Source organism: Pectobacterium nicotianae (genome assembly GCF_023272715.1).
GTDB lineage: Bacteria > Pseudomonadota > Gammaproteobacteria > Enterobacterales > Enterobacteriaceae > Pectobacterium > Pectobacterium brasiliense.
Genome location: NZ_CP096821.1, coordinates 1,342,351 through 1,355,701, shown reverse-complemented (window position 1 = coordinate 1,355,701; position 13,351 = coordinate 1,342,351). Strand labels below are relative to the sequence as shown.

Genomic DNA, 13,351 nt, shown 5'->3' with positions numbered 1-13,351 from the left:
TCAACCACCATAGAACGAGTTAATGTTTCCAGAAACAGACGTGAATGCGCTATTGGTCTTAAATAAATTACCGACCGCTCCGCCGCCACCCGCCAATTGATATGCCCCATACGCCTGCAACGGCGCAGTAAGCAGCGTGGTGAATGCCCCCATAGCCCCCTGCTTTCTCGACTGCTGAGCCTGAGCGTCATAGTTTGCCGCCTGCATTCTGTAACCATATGCTTCACGATCTGCGTTATTCAGCGTGGTCATAGCATCAAGTTCACCCGTTGCCGCCGTATCACCGAGGATGTCCAGAGATGTGCCGGCAGACAGATCACCCCCGCCAGCGGCGATTGTGGCCGCCTGTGTTCCCGCCATCTGGCGGTAGCGATTACGCACTCGATCTGCATCAGCATTGCCACGGTTCATAGTGTCATTTGCCGCGGTTCGCATCAGTTCCGCGTTTTGTTCTGCTACCTTCGCGTTCTCTCTGCCAGACTGATAGCCGCTGAATGCACTGATTCCAGACGTAGCCAGAGAGCCAACAACGAGAGCGGTTGTTATATCGCACATGGTTTTTTCTCCATCGTGAAGCGGTGGAACGGGTAGTTCAGCGCGCCGATCGGCTTTGGTTCTTCCAGGGTGAATCCCAGCCAGTGCAACCAGGCTTTCGCGGCCACGTTGCGCACATCAACGTAATTCACAAGGTGCGGATAGACATCCAGCATTGCGGAAACAAAAGGACGGCAGCGGCGCAGGAATGTTTTCTGATAGCGCTCAAGCATGTCAGCGCCAACCAGCCACGGAACGCCGTCACCGCCCAGCATTGACGCTGGAGCAATGCCGAATATGGCAACAACTTGATCATCAAAGATGGCTGACCATGAGAGCGTAGAAACGCGGATGCCCTGCGTTAGAACCTGCTCAGGTGTACTGAGTGATGCGGCATAGAATTCATCAATGTCAGCCTGGCGCACATGCGGTAATAGCGCCTGTACGTGCTCTATTTCTGCGGGAATTATCTCAACCCTCGCCATCAGAAACCCCCTGCCGTAACGCGCGGTATGATGGCCAGTATCGATAACGGTAGCGGGTCTGTTTGCTGCACTACAATCCTCGAACCTCTATCCCATGTAGCATCAAGATTGACGCTCACAACGCCGGTAGCGTTATCAACCGGGTCATCGTAAAACTCAAATTCACGTTGCGGATATTCGTATAGTTTGCCGCCAGAGGTTCCCGCCCATATCCCGCGACTGGCGCTGACGATAAGGCTTGCCGTCGTGATCAGTTTCTTCTTGTCGAGGATGGTTTCACTACCCTGAATATTCAAATCCAGCGTTTCAAGCTCCGCCTTGATCGGCAGGCCGATATGCACCACTGTGCCGGGTTTCTCCAGTGTCACGGCACCAGCGGTTACCACCTTCTGCGGCTCGACATTCGCATCAGACAGGATGTTGACCGTTTTACCTTCCAGGTGGGCGATACCAAAAAATCGCGCCTTTGCCATGCTCCAGCCAGAAACAGGCGTGTTACGCAGTGATTCAGGGATATCACGGTTAGCCATTACAGTGACCGTATTGCCGTCGGTAAACTCGGTGATATCCAGACGCAAAACCTCACCCCCATCAGTTCCTAAATAAGGGATGTGAATCTGGTCATCGATATTATCGACGGTGAAGAACGCCGCGCCTGAGATCGTTAAGGTCACCGGTTCGCGATAGTCCCAATCACCAGAGCCACCGGATAACGTGACAGTCACGGCGCTATCTTTGTTGCGCCCGTCGTAGCTCAGACCGCTATCGACAAAGAATGCATCCACATCATCGTAGCGGCTTTCCAGTCGCTCGATGTAGCGCCGGGTGACACCATCAATAGTGCGCTGAACAGCGAAGTAAACCGCGTCCTCTGTTCCCTCGCTGATGCTACACGTAGATTCAAACAGGCCATCACTCGGCTGTGGCGCCCACGCATAGACCTGCTGATCGCGCAGGTAGGTCATCGTCATTAGCATGCCATCATCGCGGCAGCACCAGGCGCAGGAGTACGGCACCAGCGTAAACGCCCAATCGACTATCTGGCGGCGGTTAAACAGGTGGTTCGCCATGATGGTTAGATCGCTGCCCTGATACCCGTCAACATCAAACGAGTAGGCGATATCGCGCACCTGCGCACCCTTCTCTTGGATGAAAAGCGCAATGTTGCTTACGGCGATCGGCGGCACAGTGCTGGATCCATCCGAACCCTGAGAGCTAAACGAGAACGTGGACGGCGTCAGCACGCTGTTTTCATTGCCGTTTATCTTGAACTGCCCGCCGGATGTGAGGGCAATCAGTGAACCAATATCGATCAGGTGGCGAATCTCGTTAACCTGACGCCCTGCATAGGTGAAAGAAATACGGTCATCGTCCTGAATCGGGTTATTGCGCCCGAAGTCTTTGTAATCACCGGTGCGGCTGGCCCATATGGTCTGCGGGTACGCAGTGGACGCAGCAAAGAACAGGCGTTGCTGGTAGTAAACCACAGTGCCGGGATAGCCCAGCGTAGTATTCCAGGCATAGTGCGCCCACTTGTATGATGCATTTTCACTATCTACGGCATCGATCGGCAGACGTGAAATCACTGTCGCTGTGGCGCTTAAGCCATCAGCAGCAACGGCGGTGATGCGAGCAATGCCAAAACCTGAATGCAGGTATTCCCACTGCACGCCGGAAGTTGGCCCCAATCCATCCCACTCCATGCCCTCGGTGTGTGACGGTCGAAGCGATCCGGTTGTGCCTGCTGTGTTGGCGCGATAGTAGTTGTCACCGGCGCGGCAGCGATCATCAATGGCAATGGTCTTGCTCACCTCCCATACGCCCACGGAATCAATGGCGCGCTGCTGGAGATAGAACAGCTTGCCGACGTGCTGACCCTGGAATAATGCAGTGTTGGCCGTCAGCGTAATCGTTCCAGTTTCGGCGCTGGCGTAAACGGTTTTGGCCTCGTCTACATTGATATCTTCAAACGGGCCGTTTTTGGTCACCACCGCTACGATCTGCCAATTGTCATGATCGTAGCGCTGCAATTCCATCGGCGGGTAATACGGGTGGCAGATGGTCATTACGTCTGCTGATTGCGTAAAATTGAGGCGGAATAAATCAGCCTCGGCGTAAGGCGTGGCCAGCTCGTAAACATCACCAGCATCAGGCCCAGCAGCGATAAGAACCTGACCGCCATCTTTGAACACTCGCATGTAGCCAGCGCCAAATTCTAAGGCGTAGGTCTGCTCCATGTTGAACTGAAACGGGATTAGGCGGCACTTCTTATCAGCGTATTTAGCCGCGGCAATGAAGCGGGTGCCGGGGCGATTCTCCACCCCACCATACTGCCGCACAATGAAGTTACGGCACTTGCGCAGCGACACGGCATACTTGGCAATGTCGATACGTCCGTAAAGGGTTGGCGACACTTCACCGCCTGCAAAAGATGGTTGAATCAGGCTGAATGTGTTGGTTATGCTCGCCATTATGACAGCCTCGCAGCGGTGAAGGGATCTATAGGCGGCTGCGCCTCCTGGCTCTCTTCCATCGATCGAGATGCAGAACTCATCAGCACCTGGCCGTACATCTGCATAGCGAATTGTCCGAGGTTGGCATTCCCGCCTAACTGCATCGCCATTTCACCAGCCATTCGCCACGCCAGAGCATCGCGGAATATTGCATCAAACATGTTGGTGTCTATCACCTTCCCTACATATTTCAGCCATGCGTTAGGCTCGTCGGTGTAGATCAGTTTTCCGGTACCGTCGGCATCTGAACCGGTTGCATATTCGATGCGCTGGCATGCCGTAGGCGTGCGCGTTCCCGGCGTCATGATCTCAATCACGCGCATGCAGTCAGTCGGATAGCGGTAGGCGTATTGCCAATCAGATGGTGCAGAATTGAGATCTGCCAGCGCCACACGCTTGGTTGCAAAGCTCCAAGGGAAGTCACTCAGTACGGCATCGCGCGCCGGTTCATAATGCAGGCTGCATGCCCCCGCCTCTTTGCTCTGTTCCGTCAGTGAATTGATAGAGCGACTGATACCGAGGCGACTTAGAGCAATATTGCAGATCTCGATTTCTGAGGCCATCTATTCGCCCTCTTTACCATACAAGACCATTGCGGCAGACGGCTTTTCACCTTCTGAACCAATGCCGATATCTGTGATTTGTAACTCAACTGTGCTCTTGCTCTCGTCACCATCTTCGCGCGTGCTGGTCGATAGCACCTTTGCCTTGGCGGTTACCATCAATTCATCACCGACCTTCGGCACTGTCATACCCAACTTCTTGATAACGTCATCATTGAGCGTGATGTGAAGCCCCCACGGATATTCATCACGGGTTTTAACTTCGCCGTCGCTGTTTTCGTAGGTGTCGGTGCCTTGCTTGAGATTAACCATTTTCATAATGACGCTCTCATAGAAGAAAGGGGCCGAAGCCCCTTATTGCTTTCGGTTATACGCCGAGGCGGATGCGTTCCTCTGCGATCTTCTCGCGGAGTGTGTCAGCCTTTGACGCCGGGTGAGGTTTCTTATTGAACAGCTCTTCATACTGACGCTGAAGCTCTGCCAGATCGCTATCCACCTCTTCGCCTGGCTTCTTGTCTTCCAGACCAGCACCACCGCTAGCAGCATTCAAAACCTGAACATTGGCGGCAGTCTTGGCAGCAATAGCGGCATCGTTCAGCGGCTCAAGAGCACTGCCCGGCTTGCCGTCGTATTCCACCTCTTCGCCTGGTTCCCACAACTTGTTATGGATGTGAGACAAGCGCAGGACGCGGTATTTTGCTTTCTCTGACATCTATCCCCCCTTAACCCGTGATCTTCGAACGAATCGAATAGTGGCTGTTTGCATCCACATCCAGATTGATACCAGCAGTGAACGCGCCAGCAGTAAGCGGGCCAGTGGCAACTGCATAGCTCACACGCAGATAACGCAAAACCCCCTGCGGAACCTTTAGCGACACTACACGCTTCCCGACCGTCAGCGCGGATAGAGCCAGAGCGCCACTATCGGACAAGGTTACCCACGTCGAGTTATCAGCACTGGTTTGCAACTGGATATTGACCGTCGCCGCACCTGCTGCCGTGGCAGTGGTATTGACGTTAACGAAAAATTCCAGCGGCTCACCCACACCAATATCTCGGCGGTTTCCGTCAATCGGGCCAAGATCGATAATGTCAGTTGAAACAGTTGACGCCGTGATTGCTTGCGCCTCGGAGAACATCAATAACTTATCGAGGATCATAATTCTTTCTCCATTTATGGGCCGATTAAGGCCCATAGGTTAATGACAGGCGTTAAACCACGCGCGCTTCTGTTTCCAGAATTGCGTCAGTTTCACGGATCGGAATGCCACGGAACGCAGTCCACCATTCACCCTCAGTCTCTTTCACTGACAGGGCCAGGGAGGTCTTATCCAGAGATTGCAGATCGAGTGCTTGCGCCACGGTGCGATTCATGTAGAACACGGGTTTACCCATGCCACGGTTCGGGATACGGTGCAGGGCTTTCACCATCTGCGTAACGATGTTGGCAGCACTTACAGTTCCGAGGTCGCTCACGTCAATGTTTGCGATACGCACGACATAGCGCCAGTCACGGAGAGTCAGTCCATTGTCCCACTTGTAGTGAGTGCGATAGCCTTCATACTTGCCGCCATTCGCATCGGTAAGTGTTTCCTGCCCCTTATCTTCGAACTGCAAACCGGCCTTTTGTCCTTTCGGGAAGATACCGTGACAGGTGTTTTCACCCCACACGATTAGCCAGATAGAGGTGTTATCTGTGCCGGTGGCACCGGCATCGATAATGTTCTGACCGTTACCTGCCGATTTGCTCGAATAGCGAGAAGACAACCCCATGAATCGCTCAGGGTTGATGGTGGTGTCGCCATAGAACAACGTTTGCGCCATCTGCTGGTTCATCGCTTCAATGAACGCGCGATCTTCCGATAGACGGAATTCAGCGGTATTGCCGTTCAGGTCAGCCAGTGATTTATCGACTTCCGCATAGGCTTCCAGCATGCCGATAGCATCAGTGATTTGGACAGTGGTTGACTTGCTGGGCTGCACGCCGTAGTTCAGCAATCGCCAGGTCGCCGCCGGTAAACCAGAACGAACGGTAGTGCGGTGGCCGGTAGGCAAGTTGCCTTCAACAATAAGCATGTCTTGCAAGATCGGGTTGGTTTGGGCAAGCAGTTCGATGATTTTATCGATCTTGCCATTCGGATCTACGCGCTTACCCCAATCTACCAAGGTCAGCGCGGTTAAGCCTTTAACTGCCATAGTGTGTTACCTCACTTTTTGCCATTGCCATACAGAACTTGAGCCGCGCTAAGCTGCTCACCATCACTTCCACCGCCCAGCATTTTGTCTTCGGACATTGCATGCCCGATTTTTACGAACGCCTTCACCAGCGCCGGATGATTGCCGAGCCCGGTTTCTTCCAGAGCCTGTTTCAACTCATCGCCGCCGAACTGCATCATGGCCTGCTGTGCTTTGCCGATGTTTGCCGTCAGCTTGTCGCCGCCGATCTCTTTGTCGGCCTTGACTGTTTCAGCCCAGCCCTCGACAGTTTTTTGCCAGTTGGCTAATTGCTGCTGCTGGATTTGCGGGAGGATCTTGCTGGCGTAAGCGTCAACGACTTTTTGCGCATTCTCCTGCGACAAGCCAAGCTCCTTTGCCAGAGGTTCAAATACCGCCAGCGCGTCAGCGTCGAGAGTTTGCCCCTCTGCCGCCGTAAATTCGTACTTCTCTGGTGCGCCCTGTTCCGGCTTCTTTTCCTTCTCTGCTTTTTCTGCGGCCTCCTTCTCGGCTGCCAGCTCTGCTTCGGTTTTTTCGGTGCCGGTTCCTTTATCGTCACTTTCTCCAGCTCCGAGATCAGTGTCTTTGCCTGATTCTGTTCCGGTGGCCGCTGCCTGCTGTTGTTCGCCACCAACAGCGCTTTCCGTGCCAGCGCCGCCAGCGACTTCACCTTCTCCAGCCTCAGCCAGCAGAACACCACCAAACAATTTGCGGAATAATGAGTTACCCATGATTCACCCTTAAACTACGGTTATGCCGGTGATCACCCCGTTGGCTACGGTAATGGTCACAGAGCGGTTAACGGTGCCAATCGCAAGAATTGCGTTATTGGTTACTGGCAGGCTGGAAAGCACGGTGCCGTTGGCTATCGGTGCGATGTTTGCAGCCAGCTTGATGTTTGAAATAGCCCCCGCTGCCACTGTAGCGGCATGCGTTCCAGCTATGGCGGTGCCCGCTGAGTTCTGCACGGTTACCGCTGCTGAGTTATCGATCATTGCAGTGGTTGCTGGCAGGTTGATGCCGGTCAATGAGCCGGAAGAAGAGACAACGGCGGTACCTGATTTAGCATTTGCACCTGCGCTATTACGCACGGATACAGTGTCGCCGTTAGAAATCGTCGTTACTGATGCAGGCAATTGCTGGCGCAGCAGCACACCGTTCACGATCACCGCGTTGACCGTTACGCCTTGTGACGCAGTGCCGTCAGCGGCATAAAGTTGCGAGGTGTTGCCGTTGGCAATGATGACCTGATTAGCCGGCAGCGAATTGGCCGCGCCCTTTGTCATAACCTGAGTGAAGTCCCAGCCATCAGCGGAGCGCTCGATAACAACCTGATCAAATGGCTGCCACCCGGCAGCGATTAATGCAGGCATCATTTGTTCTAACTCGCCTAGGCTGGACGCATGGAAATATCGAATAGCTTCGATCACTTGCTTACCTCCTCTTCCTTGGCCTCGTTAGCCATCGTGAGATAGAGATCAGGGCATGCGCTCATAACCATACTGAACAGGCGCAAACCAGCGTTGCGATTTCCCTCGTTGAATGCTGTTACGTGGGGATCGGTGGAGAAAGTTGATGAAAAGACGTGGCACAGCGTCAGTTGCGACCATACGATACGGCGGCCCTGCTTGCTGGACATGACGTGATAGATATCCGCCTCGGCTTGCTGTTCGCGCAGCTCTGCGGCTTTGCGGAGTTCTTCCGCTCTCAATTCTTCATCGTTCACTGTTGCATCCCTCCGACAATGGCAGATAACGCGCTAGGGTCTGCGGTCTGCGTTTCGCTGAGGGTCTTAGCGCCCTGTGCTGCCGCCATACCCATTTCCATAGCTTGCTGCTGTTGTTGCTGCTGGGCGCGCTGCTCACGCACGGCTTGCACTTCGTCATCAGAAACAACGATGGTCGGAGATACGCCGATCATGTCAGCGTAGGAATCGATAGCTTTATCGATGTTCAACTTGTCGAGTGCTGACGGATCGGCGGCGGCCACGTTGCCAACAAAGCCAACGAAGCGCTCAATGCTGGCAACGCCGATAGATTTCTGAGCCTGCGCCATGACGCTGATGTATTCGACTTTCAGCGGCATTCCTTGCATCACATCAGGCGGCGGCGGGATCATGTTCTTGCGAACCATGATTGCGAAAGCTCGGTCAATCAGCGGGTCTAAACCTTCATCGTCCAGGCGCTCAAGCACAGGACCAAGCATCAGCAATTTCTCTTCACGCAACTCGTTGACGGCTTCAACTGGCATTGAGCGCGTATTGATGGTTTGCAGCATCATGAAAAGGTCTTTGAAATACGCGCTGTCGATACTTGCGCGCACATCTTGAATGTCAGCCAGCAGGCCGTTGTAGTCAGGTTGCACTTGATAAACGGGACGTAGGCCATCCTGTTGAGTCATCTGATCGACGTAGGTGATATCTCCGGGAAGCATCGAAACACGCTGGTTTTTCAGCGTTGACGGCCCGACCAGCGCAGGGTTTGTCTGCTTGTCCAGCAGTTGCCCTTTGCGCTTCTGCATCAGTTGCAGTGCTTTAACAGAGCCAAGCGCCATCATGCCTGGGCAAGATGAGCCGTAAACATCCTCGCCGTTCACATCCCAGCGCATAGCAAGAATGGGAAACTCATCATAGCCAGACTCTCGCAGCACTTTGTTGTTTTCGCCAGCCGCCTCGAAATAGACCGATGAATAGCGCTTATTCTTGCTGTCCATGCGCCCGGTATCGCGGTTCAGGTTCGGGTAAACAGCTTGTGTGACATCAACCCACTGCTCGTATGAGCCATTACTCCACATCCCTTTCACTTGAAAGCTGACGTTATCCAGCCCGAATTCCATGACAAGCTGGCGCACAGTCATGCGGAATTCACGAAAGAAGGTATCAACCACTCCGCGATCGGAGTTAGCGAGGTAGTAGCTGCCGATCGGGAAGGGGCGAGTGCGGATTACGCTTTCGTCATCTTCGAGAACAGCGATAGCAGCCGTGGCGTATGTGCCAAGCTGCGAGTAAATAACGGGCAGAGACTGGTACAAGTTAGACTTGTTGAACATGCTGTACATGCTGTTCTGGACAATCTCGCACCACTGCTTGACCGGGCCATAAGTCATCATGTCAGGGTCAGGCGTAGCTAGGCGAAACCACGGTCGCGCCGGTGATGTGATACCGCTCATCATGCCGGATGCCAGCACGCGCTCTGCCATCGTTGCAGTAGGGTCGATAATGCGGGTATTGCGGCGCTCGTTGCGGTTTGCGTCGGTGACGAGGAAGCGGCTTGTGCGCGGATTGATATAGTCGGACAGATCGCGCCAGTGCGACTCGAAAGACTGGCGGTCATTCTTCAATTGCGCCAGTTGTTTACCCAGCTTTTCACGCAAGCTCTCGTCAGCCATGTTACTGCCCCAACAGGGTTTTGCTGCCAGTACTGGCTGAGCCGGTAACGCCTTGCGCACCAGTCAACAACGTAGAGCTACGACCAGCAGCGGCACGACGGCGGCGTGTTTCATCGTCACGCGCAGAAACCACGGCGGCATCTTGCTCTTGCGGTGCAGCTTGGACTGATTGGACAACAGGCGCGGCAGGCTTTGAACCGATTAAATTCGATACGCACATTTCGGCTTCTCCCGTGGGTAATTATTACCAAAATACCATATAGGGGTAAAAATTACCTAATTCTTGACATTAATTACCAAACATATTACCTTTTTGGTAATCCTAGTGATTACACAACAGGTAAGGGCGTTGTATGTTGGCTGACTGGTCTAATCGAACCTATCAACGCCAAGATAAAAAATAATGCAGCGCCCTTTCCGTTGTGATGAATCCAAATGCTAGTTGGTGTGGTTGTGGCTCACCAAGGCGACGAAGGATTTGAAATCACAAACCCACCACAATGAAGGGTTTCATGTACCGAATGAACACATGATGACGCGGGGAAAGAACCGTGACAGGAGGGAAGTAGACCCCGCGAATACCACAACCAATCCCACCCAGGGGCCGTCAGTACCGCTGCAACATTTCGCCCTCTTCGGAGGGCATTTTTTTAATGAGAGGAAGATATGAGCAAAGATATCGAGCAACAGATTATCGCTAAAGGCAAGACCGCGCCACGCGTTACGCCTCAGCACATCCAACAACTTATCGTTGCAGAGAACTACTTCACCGCTGCCGAAGGTGTGTTGGGTGCATACAAAGCCAACGGCGATGTGCATGTCGGGACACAACCCAACATTCACACGGCAAACTCTCACCCATTACTGACTTTCTGCGTTCTGGTGCTTAAAAACGGCTTTACCGTGACCGGTGAAAGTGCCTGCGCCAGCCCTGAGAACTTCGACGCGGAGATCGGACGCGAGATTGCACGTGAGAATGCGGTGAATAAAATCTGGTTGCTGGAAGGTTATTTGCTGAAAGAAAAGCTGTGGCTTGATGATGCTGGTGTATAAATAACGCCGTGACATGTCACGAAATTAGCCAGCTTTAGCGCTGGCTTTTTCATGCATACGGATCATAGTCACTGACTGTTTTCCCGGCCTGCGCCCCGTGCGCATAGTGCAACTTTTTGGTGACCGGGAAGGCGAATGTGAGGATGAGTGAATCACCCTTACCCGGAGAGCGCCCGATGCGCTTTTTAATCTCCGATTTATCTTCCAGCACTATTTTTCCATCAAGCCTAACCTTGAATTCAGGCGTAGCCAAATCATCAGCCGTTTCCTGATCGTCAAGTGAACCGCCCATCTTTAGCCACTTCTGCCCGCTGTTGTACATCTCGCCGCGCTTGTTGAGCATCTGCGGATCACTGGATGCACCGCCGAACGGGACGAGTATCCACGTCCTGCCCCAACTATCACCTATCGACTTGATGCCGGTGCCGTATCCGAAATCGATAAACACGGCGTCAGCCTGGTATTTATCCTCAAAATCAGCGACACGCTTTGCTGATATCAGGTCATCAGTGGTGTGCGGGTACGTGCCAAGGTGTTTTGCGTGCAGCCCCTGCCGCAAATATATCTCGAACGTATCAGAGCCAGAGTAAGCGGGGTCAACGCCGATGATGACAGGAGCATGTGCCACATCATTGGCGGTGTAAACGCGCTTCATTGCGGCATCAGTCAGCGCGGTGGAAATAAACTGCGTATCTGATGTGTCAGGGAATATCCCCCGCACACGCACTTTCACAAAGTCGCTATCTTCGCCGTAGTCCTGCACCCACTTATCGATCTGCTCTTTGTTCGTCCCCTCGACCGTGCGGCTGTCAATCTGCTTGCACTTCCAGCGGTGGCGATACTTGCGGAAGCATTCGCGGAAACGGCCAGTGTTTCGCGTCGGGTTCCCGAATGCCACCCATATGATTTCGGTGTTTTCGTCGGTAAGCGCACCCTCCGCTACTTCCCAAACCAGATCGGCAATGTTGGATGCCTCATCGAACACCACAATGATACGCTTGCGCTCGTTGTGCAGCCCCGCGAATGCCTCTGTGTTGTGCTCAGACCACGGAATTGCATCAGCTCGCCAGCGTTTATCATGCCCCGGATCATTGCTGTACATCGCGGTGGCGGTGGTGGTGAACCAGTCTTTCGTGATAGCCAGATTCGACCACTTGATGACCTCGGGCCACGTCTTGGTTCGCAACTGGTTTTCAGTGTTGGCGGTCACAACAACCTTGCAATCTTCGCAGGTTGCCATGCCCCAATTGATGAGCATTGAAATGAATGCAGATTTTCCGATACCGTGACCTGACGCGCGAGCAAGCATCAACGGCTGGTGACGTGTCTCGGGGTTTTGTAGGTGTTCAGCGATATCTTTAAACGCCTCTGCCTGCCACTGACGCGGCCCGGTGTGGCGTTCCAACTCCGTGCCCTCTTCACCCCAAGGGAAAGCGTACAGAGCGAAGCTGTACGGGTCATGAGTGAAGCTGGCGATATCCTCGATGAGTTGTTCTTGCTCGGTCATTTTTCGCCGCCATTAACACGCTTACGGGCTTTAGCCATGCGGTCGGATATCACGTTGATATTCACTTCGTGGGTTTCTTTGAATGCGTTGACGGTGACGTGGGAACCAACAAGGCGAAGTGCGGCCGCCGCCCCTTTGGAGTCGAATACGTAAAGCGGGTTGCCTTTATCGTCGTGAATGTGCTCACCCTTTTTATCAGTGAACGGCACGACTTCCTGCATGCAGCGCTCATGCAGCTTTACAGCTTGCTTAAGCACGTAGTCGGCATTGATTTCAACGCGCTCATTGCGCTCCGCTGTCAGTTCAGCAATGCGGGCAGCAATTTCAGGTTTCGTCAGGTTCTCCTGCCCTATGCTTCCCGCTGTCCTTGCGCTATACCCTGCCCTTATCGCCGCCTGAGTTGCATTTAAATCAACGAGGTATTCACGGCAGAAAGCCTCCTGTTTGTCTTTCAGTGCCATAACCGCCTCCGGTAATTATTTGGGTAATCATCGCAATGAATCATACCAAACATTACCGGCACGGTAATCATTTAGGCCAAAAGAAACTTTTTCCACCCATTCGTAACCCAGCACGCCGAGTCACCCTGCATGCAGCAACTATCAACAGGCATCACGTCACCACACTTGCCACACTGCTGATTGCTAATCGCCTTAATGCGCAATTTAACCCGCGCATCGTCCTGCCAGTACCCTTTAACTTCGTGCATTTCGATGGTTCCGCTGGCGGTCATAACAGCGAAGTCAGGCGTGTAAAACGTGTTATCCGCCAACCTCAGCTTGACCCCTTCGAACCGATACCAGAGCACTTCCCCTGCCCGCTTCAAAATTTCCAGATGCTGCGAGTAGGCGGCTTCTGTCTTGTTCATTTGTCCGACCTTGAGACGCCCCAACGCGAACGAACTATTGGCCTTTCTCATTGCACCCTCATTCAGTGATTTCATTCATGCGCCCGTCAGCTTCACGGGCGCAGGGTGACGTCACTTGTTTTTGCGTTCCCACATCCAGTCACTTACTTCTGACCAGATAGTGAATCCGATACAAATTGTGAAGGTGGTTACCAAGCCGCCGAGTATTGGGTTTGTCATGATTTCTA

General features: G+C 53.3%; 17 protein-coding genes. 1 reads left to right on the top strand and 16 read right to left on the bottom strand.

What is annotated here, in order from left to right; genetic code table 11:
* From MYB54_RS06035 to MYB54_RS05975, 13 genes are read right to left on the bottom strand one after another with little or no spacing between them, the layout of a single operon-like run.
* The gene (locus MYB54_RS06035; RefSeq protein WP_225182167.1) at positions 1 to 555 is read right to left on the bottom strand and encodes a hypothetical protein; all 555 of its coding nucleotides are present in this window, start codon (positions 553 to 555) and stop codon (positions 1 to 3) included.
* Positions 543 to 1,019: a hypothetical protein gene (locus MYB54_RS06030; RefSeq protein WP_225182166.1), complete on the bottom strand. Its 477-nt coding sequence runs from the start codon at positions 1,017 to 1,019 to the stop codon at positions 543 to 545. Before MYB54_RS06030 ends, MYB54_RS06035 begins: the two co-directional genes overlap by 13 nt.
* Complete coding sequence (locus MYB54_RS06025; RefSeq protein ID WP_248721656.1) at positions 1,019 to 3,490, bottom strand: phage tail protein; 2,472 nt, start codon at positions 3,488 to 3,490, stop codon at positions 1,019 to 1,021. The genes MYB54_RS06030 and MYB54_RS06025 overlap by 1 nt, the downstream gene beginning before the upstream one ends.
* Positions 3,490 to 4,095 carry a phage connector family protein gene (locus MYB54_RS06020; protein WP_225182164.1) on the bottom strand — a complete coding sequence of 202 codons (606 nt, stop codon included), beginning with the start codon at positions 4,093 to 4,095 and terminating at the stop codon, positions 3,490 to 3,492. The genes MYB54_RS06025 and MYB54_RS06020 overlap by 1 nt, the downstream gene beginning before the upstream one ends.
* On the bottom strand, positions 4,096 to 4,413 hold the full coding sequence (gene gp10 / locus MYB54_RS06015) for a capsid staple protein (RefSeq protein ID WP_248721655.1): 318 nt from the start codon (positions 4,411 to 4,413) through the stop codon (positions 4,096 to 4,098).
* Between the two features lie 49 nt (positions 4,414 to 4,462).
* Positions 4,463 to 4,807 (bottom strand): hypothetical protein, encoded by a 345-nt coding sequence (locus MYB54_RS06010; protein ID WP_248721654.1) that lies wholly within the window; start codon positions 4,805 to 4,807, stop codon positions 4,463 to 4,465.
* 10 nt (positions 4,808 to 4,817) lie between these two features.
* Positions 4,818 to 5,255 carry a Bbp16 family capsid cement protein gene (locus MYB54_RS06005; protein WP_225182161.1) on the bottom strand — a complete coding sequence of 146 codons (438 nt, stop codon included), beginning with the start codon at positions 5,253 to 5,255 and terminating at the stop codon, positions 4,818 to 4,820.
* Between the two features lie 52 nt (positions 5,256 to 5,307).
* Entirely contained in the window at positions 5,308 to 6,291 is a 984-nt protein-coding gene (locus MYB54_RS06000; RefSeq protein ID WP_248721653.1) for a major capsid protein, read from the bottom strand.
* 11 nt (positions 6,292 to 6,302) lie between these two features.
* Positions 6,303 to 7,040, bottom strand: a complete 738-nt coding sequence (locus MYB54_RS05995) for a peptidase (RefSeq protein WP_248721652.1) — start codon at positions 7,038 to 7,040, stop codon at positions 6,303 to 6,305.
* 9 nt (positions 7,041 to 7,049) lie between these two features.
* Positions 7,050 to 7,739, bottom strand: a complete 690-nt coding sequence (locus MYB54_RS05990; RefSeq protein ID WP_248721651.1) for a hypothetical protein — start codon at positions 7,737 to 7,739, stop codon at positions 7,050 to 7,052.
* Positions 7,736 to 8,035 (bottom strand): Bbp19 family protein, encoded by a 300-nt coding sequence (locus MYB54_RS05985; protein WP_248721650.1) that lies wholly within the window; start codon positions 8,033 to 8,035, stop codon positions 7,736 to 7,738. Before MYB54_RS05985 ends, MYB54_RS05990 begins: the two co-directional genes overlap by 4 nt.
* On the bottom strand, positions 8,032 to 9,696 hold the full coding sequence (locus MYB54_RS05980) for a portal protein (protein ID WP_248721649.1): 1,665 nt from the start codon (positions 9,694 to 9,696) through the stop codon (positions 8,032 to 8,034). Before MYB54_RS05980 ends, MYB54_RS05985 begins: the two co-directional genes overlap by 4 nt.
* Before the next feature lies 1 nt (position 9,697).
* Entirely contained in the window at positions 9,698 to 9,916 is a 219-nt protein-coding gene (locus tag MYB54_RS05975) for a hypothetical protein (protein WP_248721648.1), read from the bottom strand.
* A 446-nt stretch (positions 9,917 to 10,362) separates the two neighbouring features.
* Between MYB54_RS05975 and MYB54_RS05970 the strand changes: the two genes are divergently transcribed.
* Positions 10,363 to 10,749: a Gp49 family protein gene (locus MYB54_RS05970; RefSeq protein WP_248721647.1), complete on the top strand. Its 387-nt coding sequence runs from the start codon at positions 10,363 to 10,365 to the stop codon at positions 10,747 to 10,749.
* 49 nt (positions 10,750 to 10,798) lie between these two features.
* Here MYB54_RS05970 and MYB54_RS05965 read toward each other — a convergent pair whose 3' ends face one another.
* The 3 genes from MYB54_RS05965 to MYB54_RS05955 all read right to left on the bottom strand — a co-directional run bounded on the left by MYB54_RS05965 (position 10,799) and on the right by MYB54_RS05955 (position 13,199).
* Entirely contained in the window at positions 10,799 to 12,256 is a 1,458-nt protein-coding gene (locus MYB54_RS05965; protein ID WP_248721646.1) for a terminase, read from the bottom strand.
* Positions 12,253 to 12,717, bottom strand: a complete 465-nt coding sequence (locus MYB54_RS05960) for a terminase small subunit (RefSeq protein WP_248721645.1) — start codon at positions 12,715 to 12,717, stop codon at positions 12,253 to 12,255. The genes MYB54_RS05965 and MYB54_RS05960 overlap by 4 nt, the downstream gene beginning before the upstream one ends.
* A gap of 71 nt (positions 12,718 to 12,788) precedes the next feature.
* Complete coding sequence (locus MYB54_RS05955; protein WP_248721644.1) at positions 12,789 to 13,199, bottom strand: DUF1064 domain-containing protein; 411 nt, start codon at positions 13,197 to 13,199, stop codon at positions 12,789 to 12,791.
* Positions 13,200 to 13,351 lie beyond the last annotated feature (152 nt).

What these genes read in the sequence shown, in the direction of transcription:
- MYB54_RS05970 (WP_248721647.1), top strand. Translation starts at nt 10,363, where the DNA reads ATGAGCAAAGATATCGAGCAACAGATTATCGCTAAAGGCAAGACCGCG.
- MYB54_RS05975 (WP_248721648.1), bottom strand. Translation starts at nt 9,916, where the DNA reads ATGTGCGTATCGAATTTAATCGGTTCAAAGCCTGCCGCGCCTGTTGTC.
- MYB54_RS05955 (WP_248721644.1), bottom strand. Translation starts at nt 13,199, where the DNA reads ATGAAATCACTGAATGAGGGTGCAATGAGAAAGGCCAATAGTTCGTTC.
- MYB54_RS06035 (WP_225182167.1), bottom strand. Translation starts at nt 555, where the DNA reads ATGTGCGATATAACAACCGCTCTCGTTGTTGGCTCTCTGGCTACGTCT.
- MYB54_RS05980 (WP_248721649.1), bottom strand. Translation starts at nt 9,696, where the DNA reads ATGGCTGACGAGAGCTTGCGTGAAAAGCTGGGTAAACAACTGGCGCAA.
- MYB54_RS06010 (WP_248721654.1), bottom strand. Translation starts at nt 4,807, where the DNA reads ATGTCAGAGAAAGCAAAATACCGCGTCCTGCGCTTGTCTCACATCCAT.
- MYB54_RS06030 (WP_225182166.1), bottom strand. Translation starts at nt 1,019, where the DNA reads ATGGCGAGGGTTGAGATAATTCCCGCAGAAATAGAGCACGTACAGGCG.
- MYB54_RS06020 (WP_225182164.1), bottom strand. Translation starts at nt 4,095, where the DNA reads ATGGCCTCAGAAATCGAGATCTGCAATATTGCTCTAAGTCGCCTCGGT.
- MYB54_RS05960 (WP_248721645.1), bottom strand. Translation starts at nt 12,717, where the DNA reads ATGGCACTGAAAGACAAACAGGAGGCTTTCTGCCGTGAATACCTCGTT.
- MYB54_RS05995 (WP_248721652.1), bottom strand. Translation starts at nt 7,040, where the DNA reads ATGGGTAACTCATTATTCCGCAAATTGTTTGGTGGTGTTCTGCTGGCT.
- gp10 (WP_248721655.1), bottom strand. Translation starts at nt 4,413, where the DNA reads ATGAAAATGGTTAATCTCAAGCAAGGCACCGACACCTACGAAAACAGC.
- MYB54_RS06000 (WP_248721653.1), bottom strand. Translation starts at nt 6,291, where the DNA reads ATGGCAGTTAAAGGCTTAACCGCGCTGACCTTGGTAGATTGGGGTAAG.
- MYB54_RS06005 (WP_225182161.1), bottom strand. Translation starts at nt 5,255, where the DNA reads ATGATCCTCGATAAGTTATTGATGTTCTCCGAGGCGCAAGCAATCACG.
- MYB54_RS05965 (WP_248721646.1), bottom strand. Translation starts at nt 12,256, where the DNA reads ATGACCGAGCAAGAACAACTCATCGAGGATATCGCCAGCTTCACTCAT.
- MYB54_RS06025 (WP_248721656.1), bottom strand. Translation starts at nt 3,490, where the DNA reads ATGGCGAGCATAACCAACACATTCAGCCTGATTCAACCATCTTTTGCA.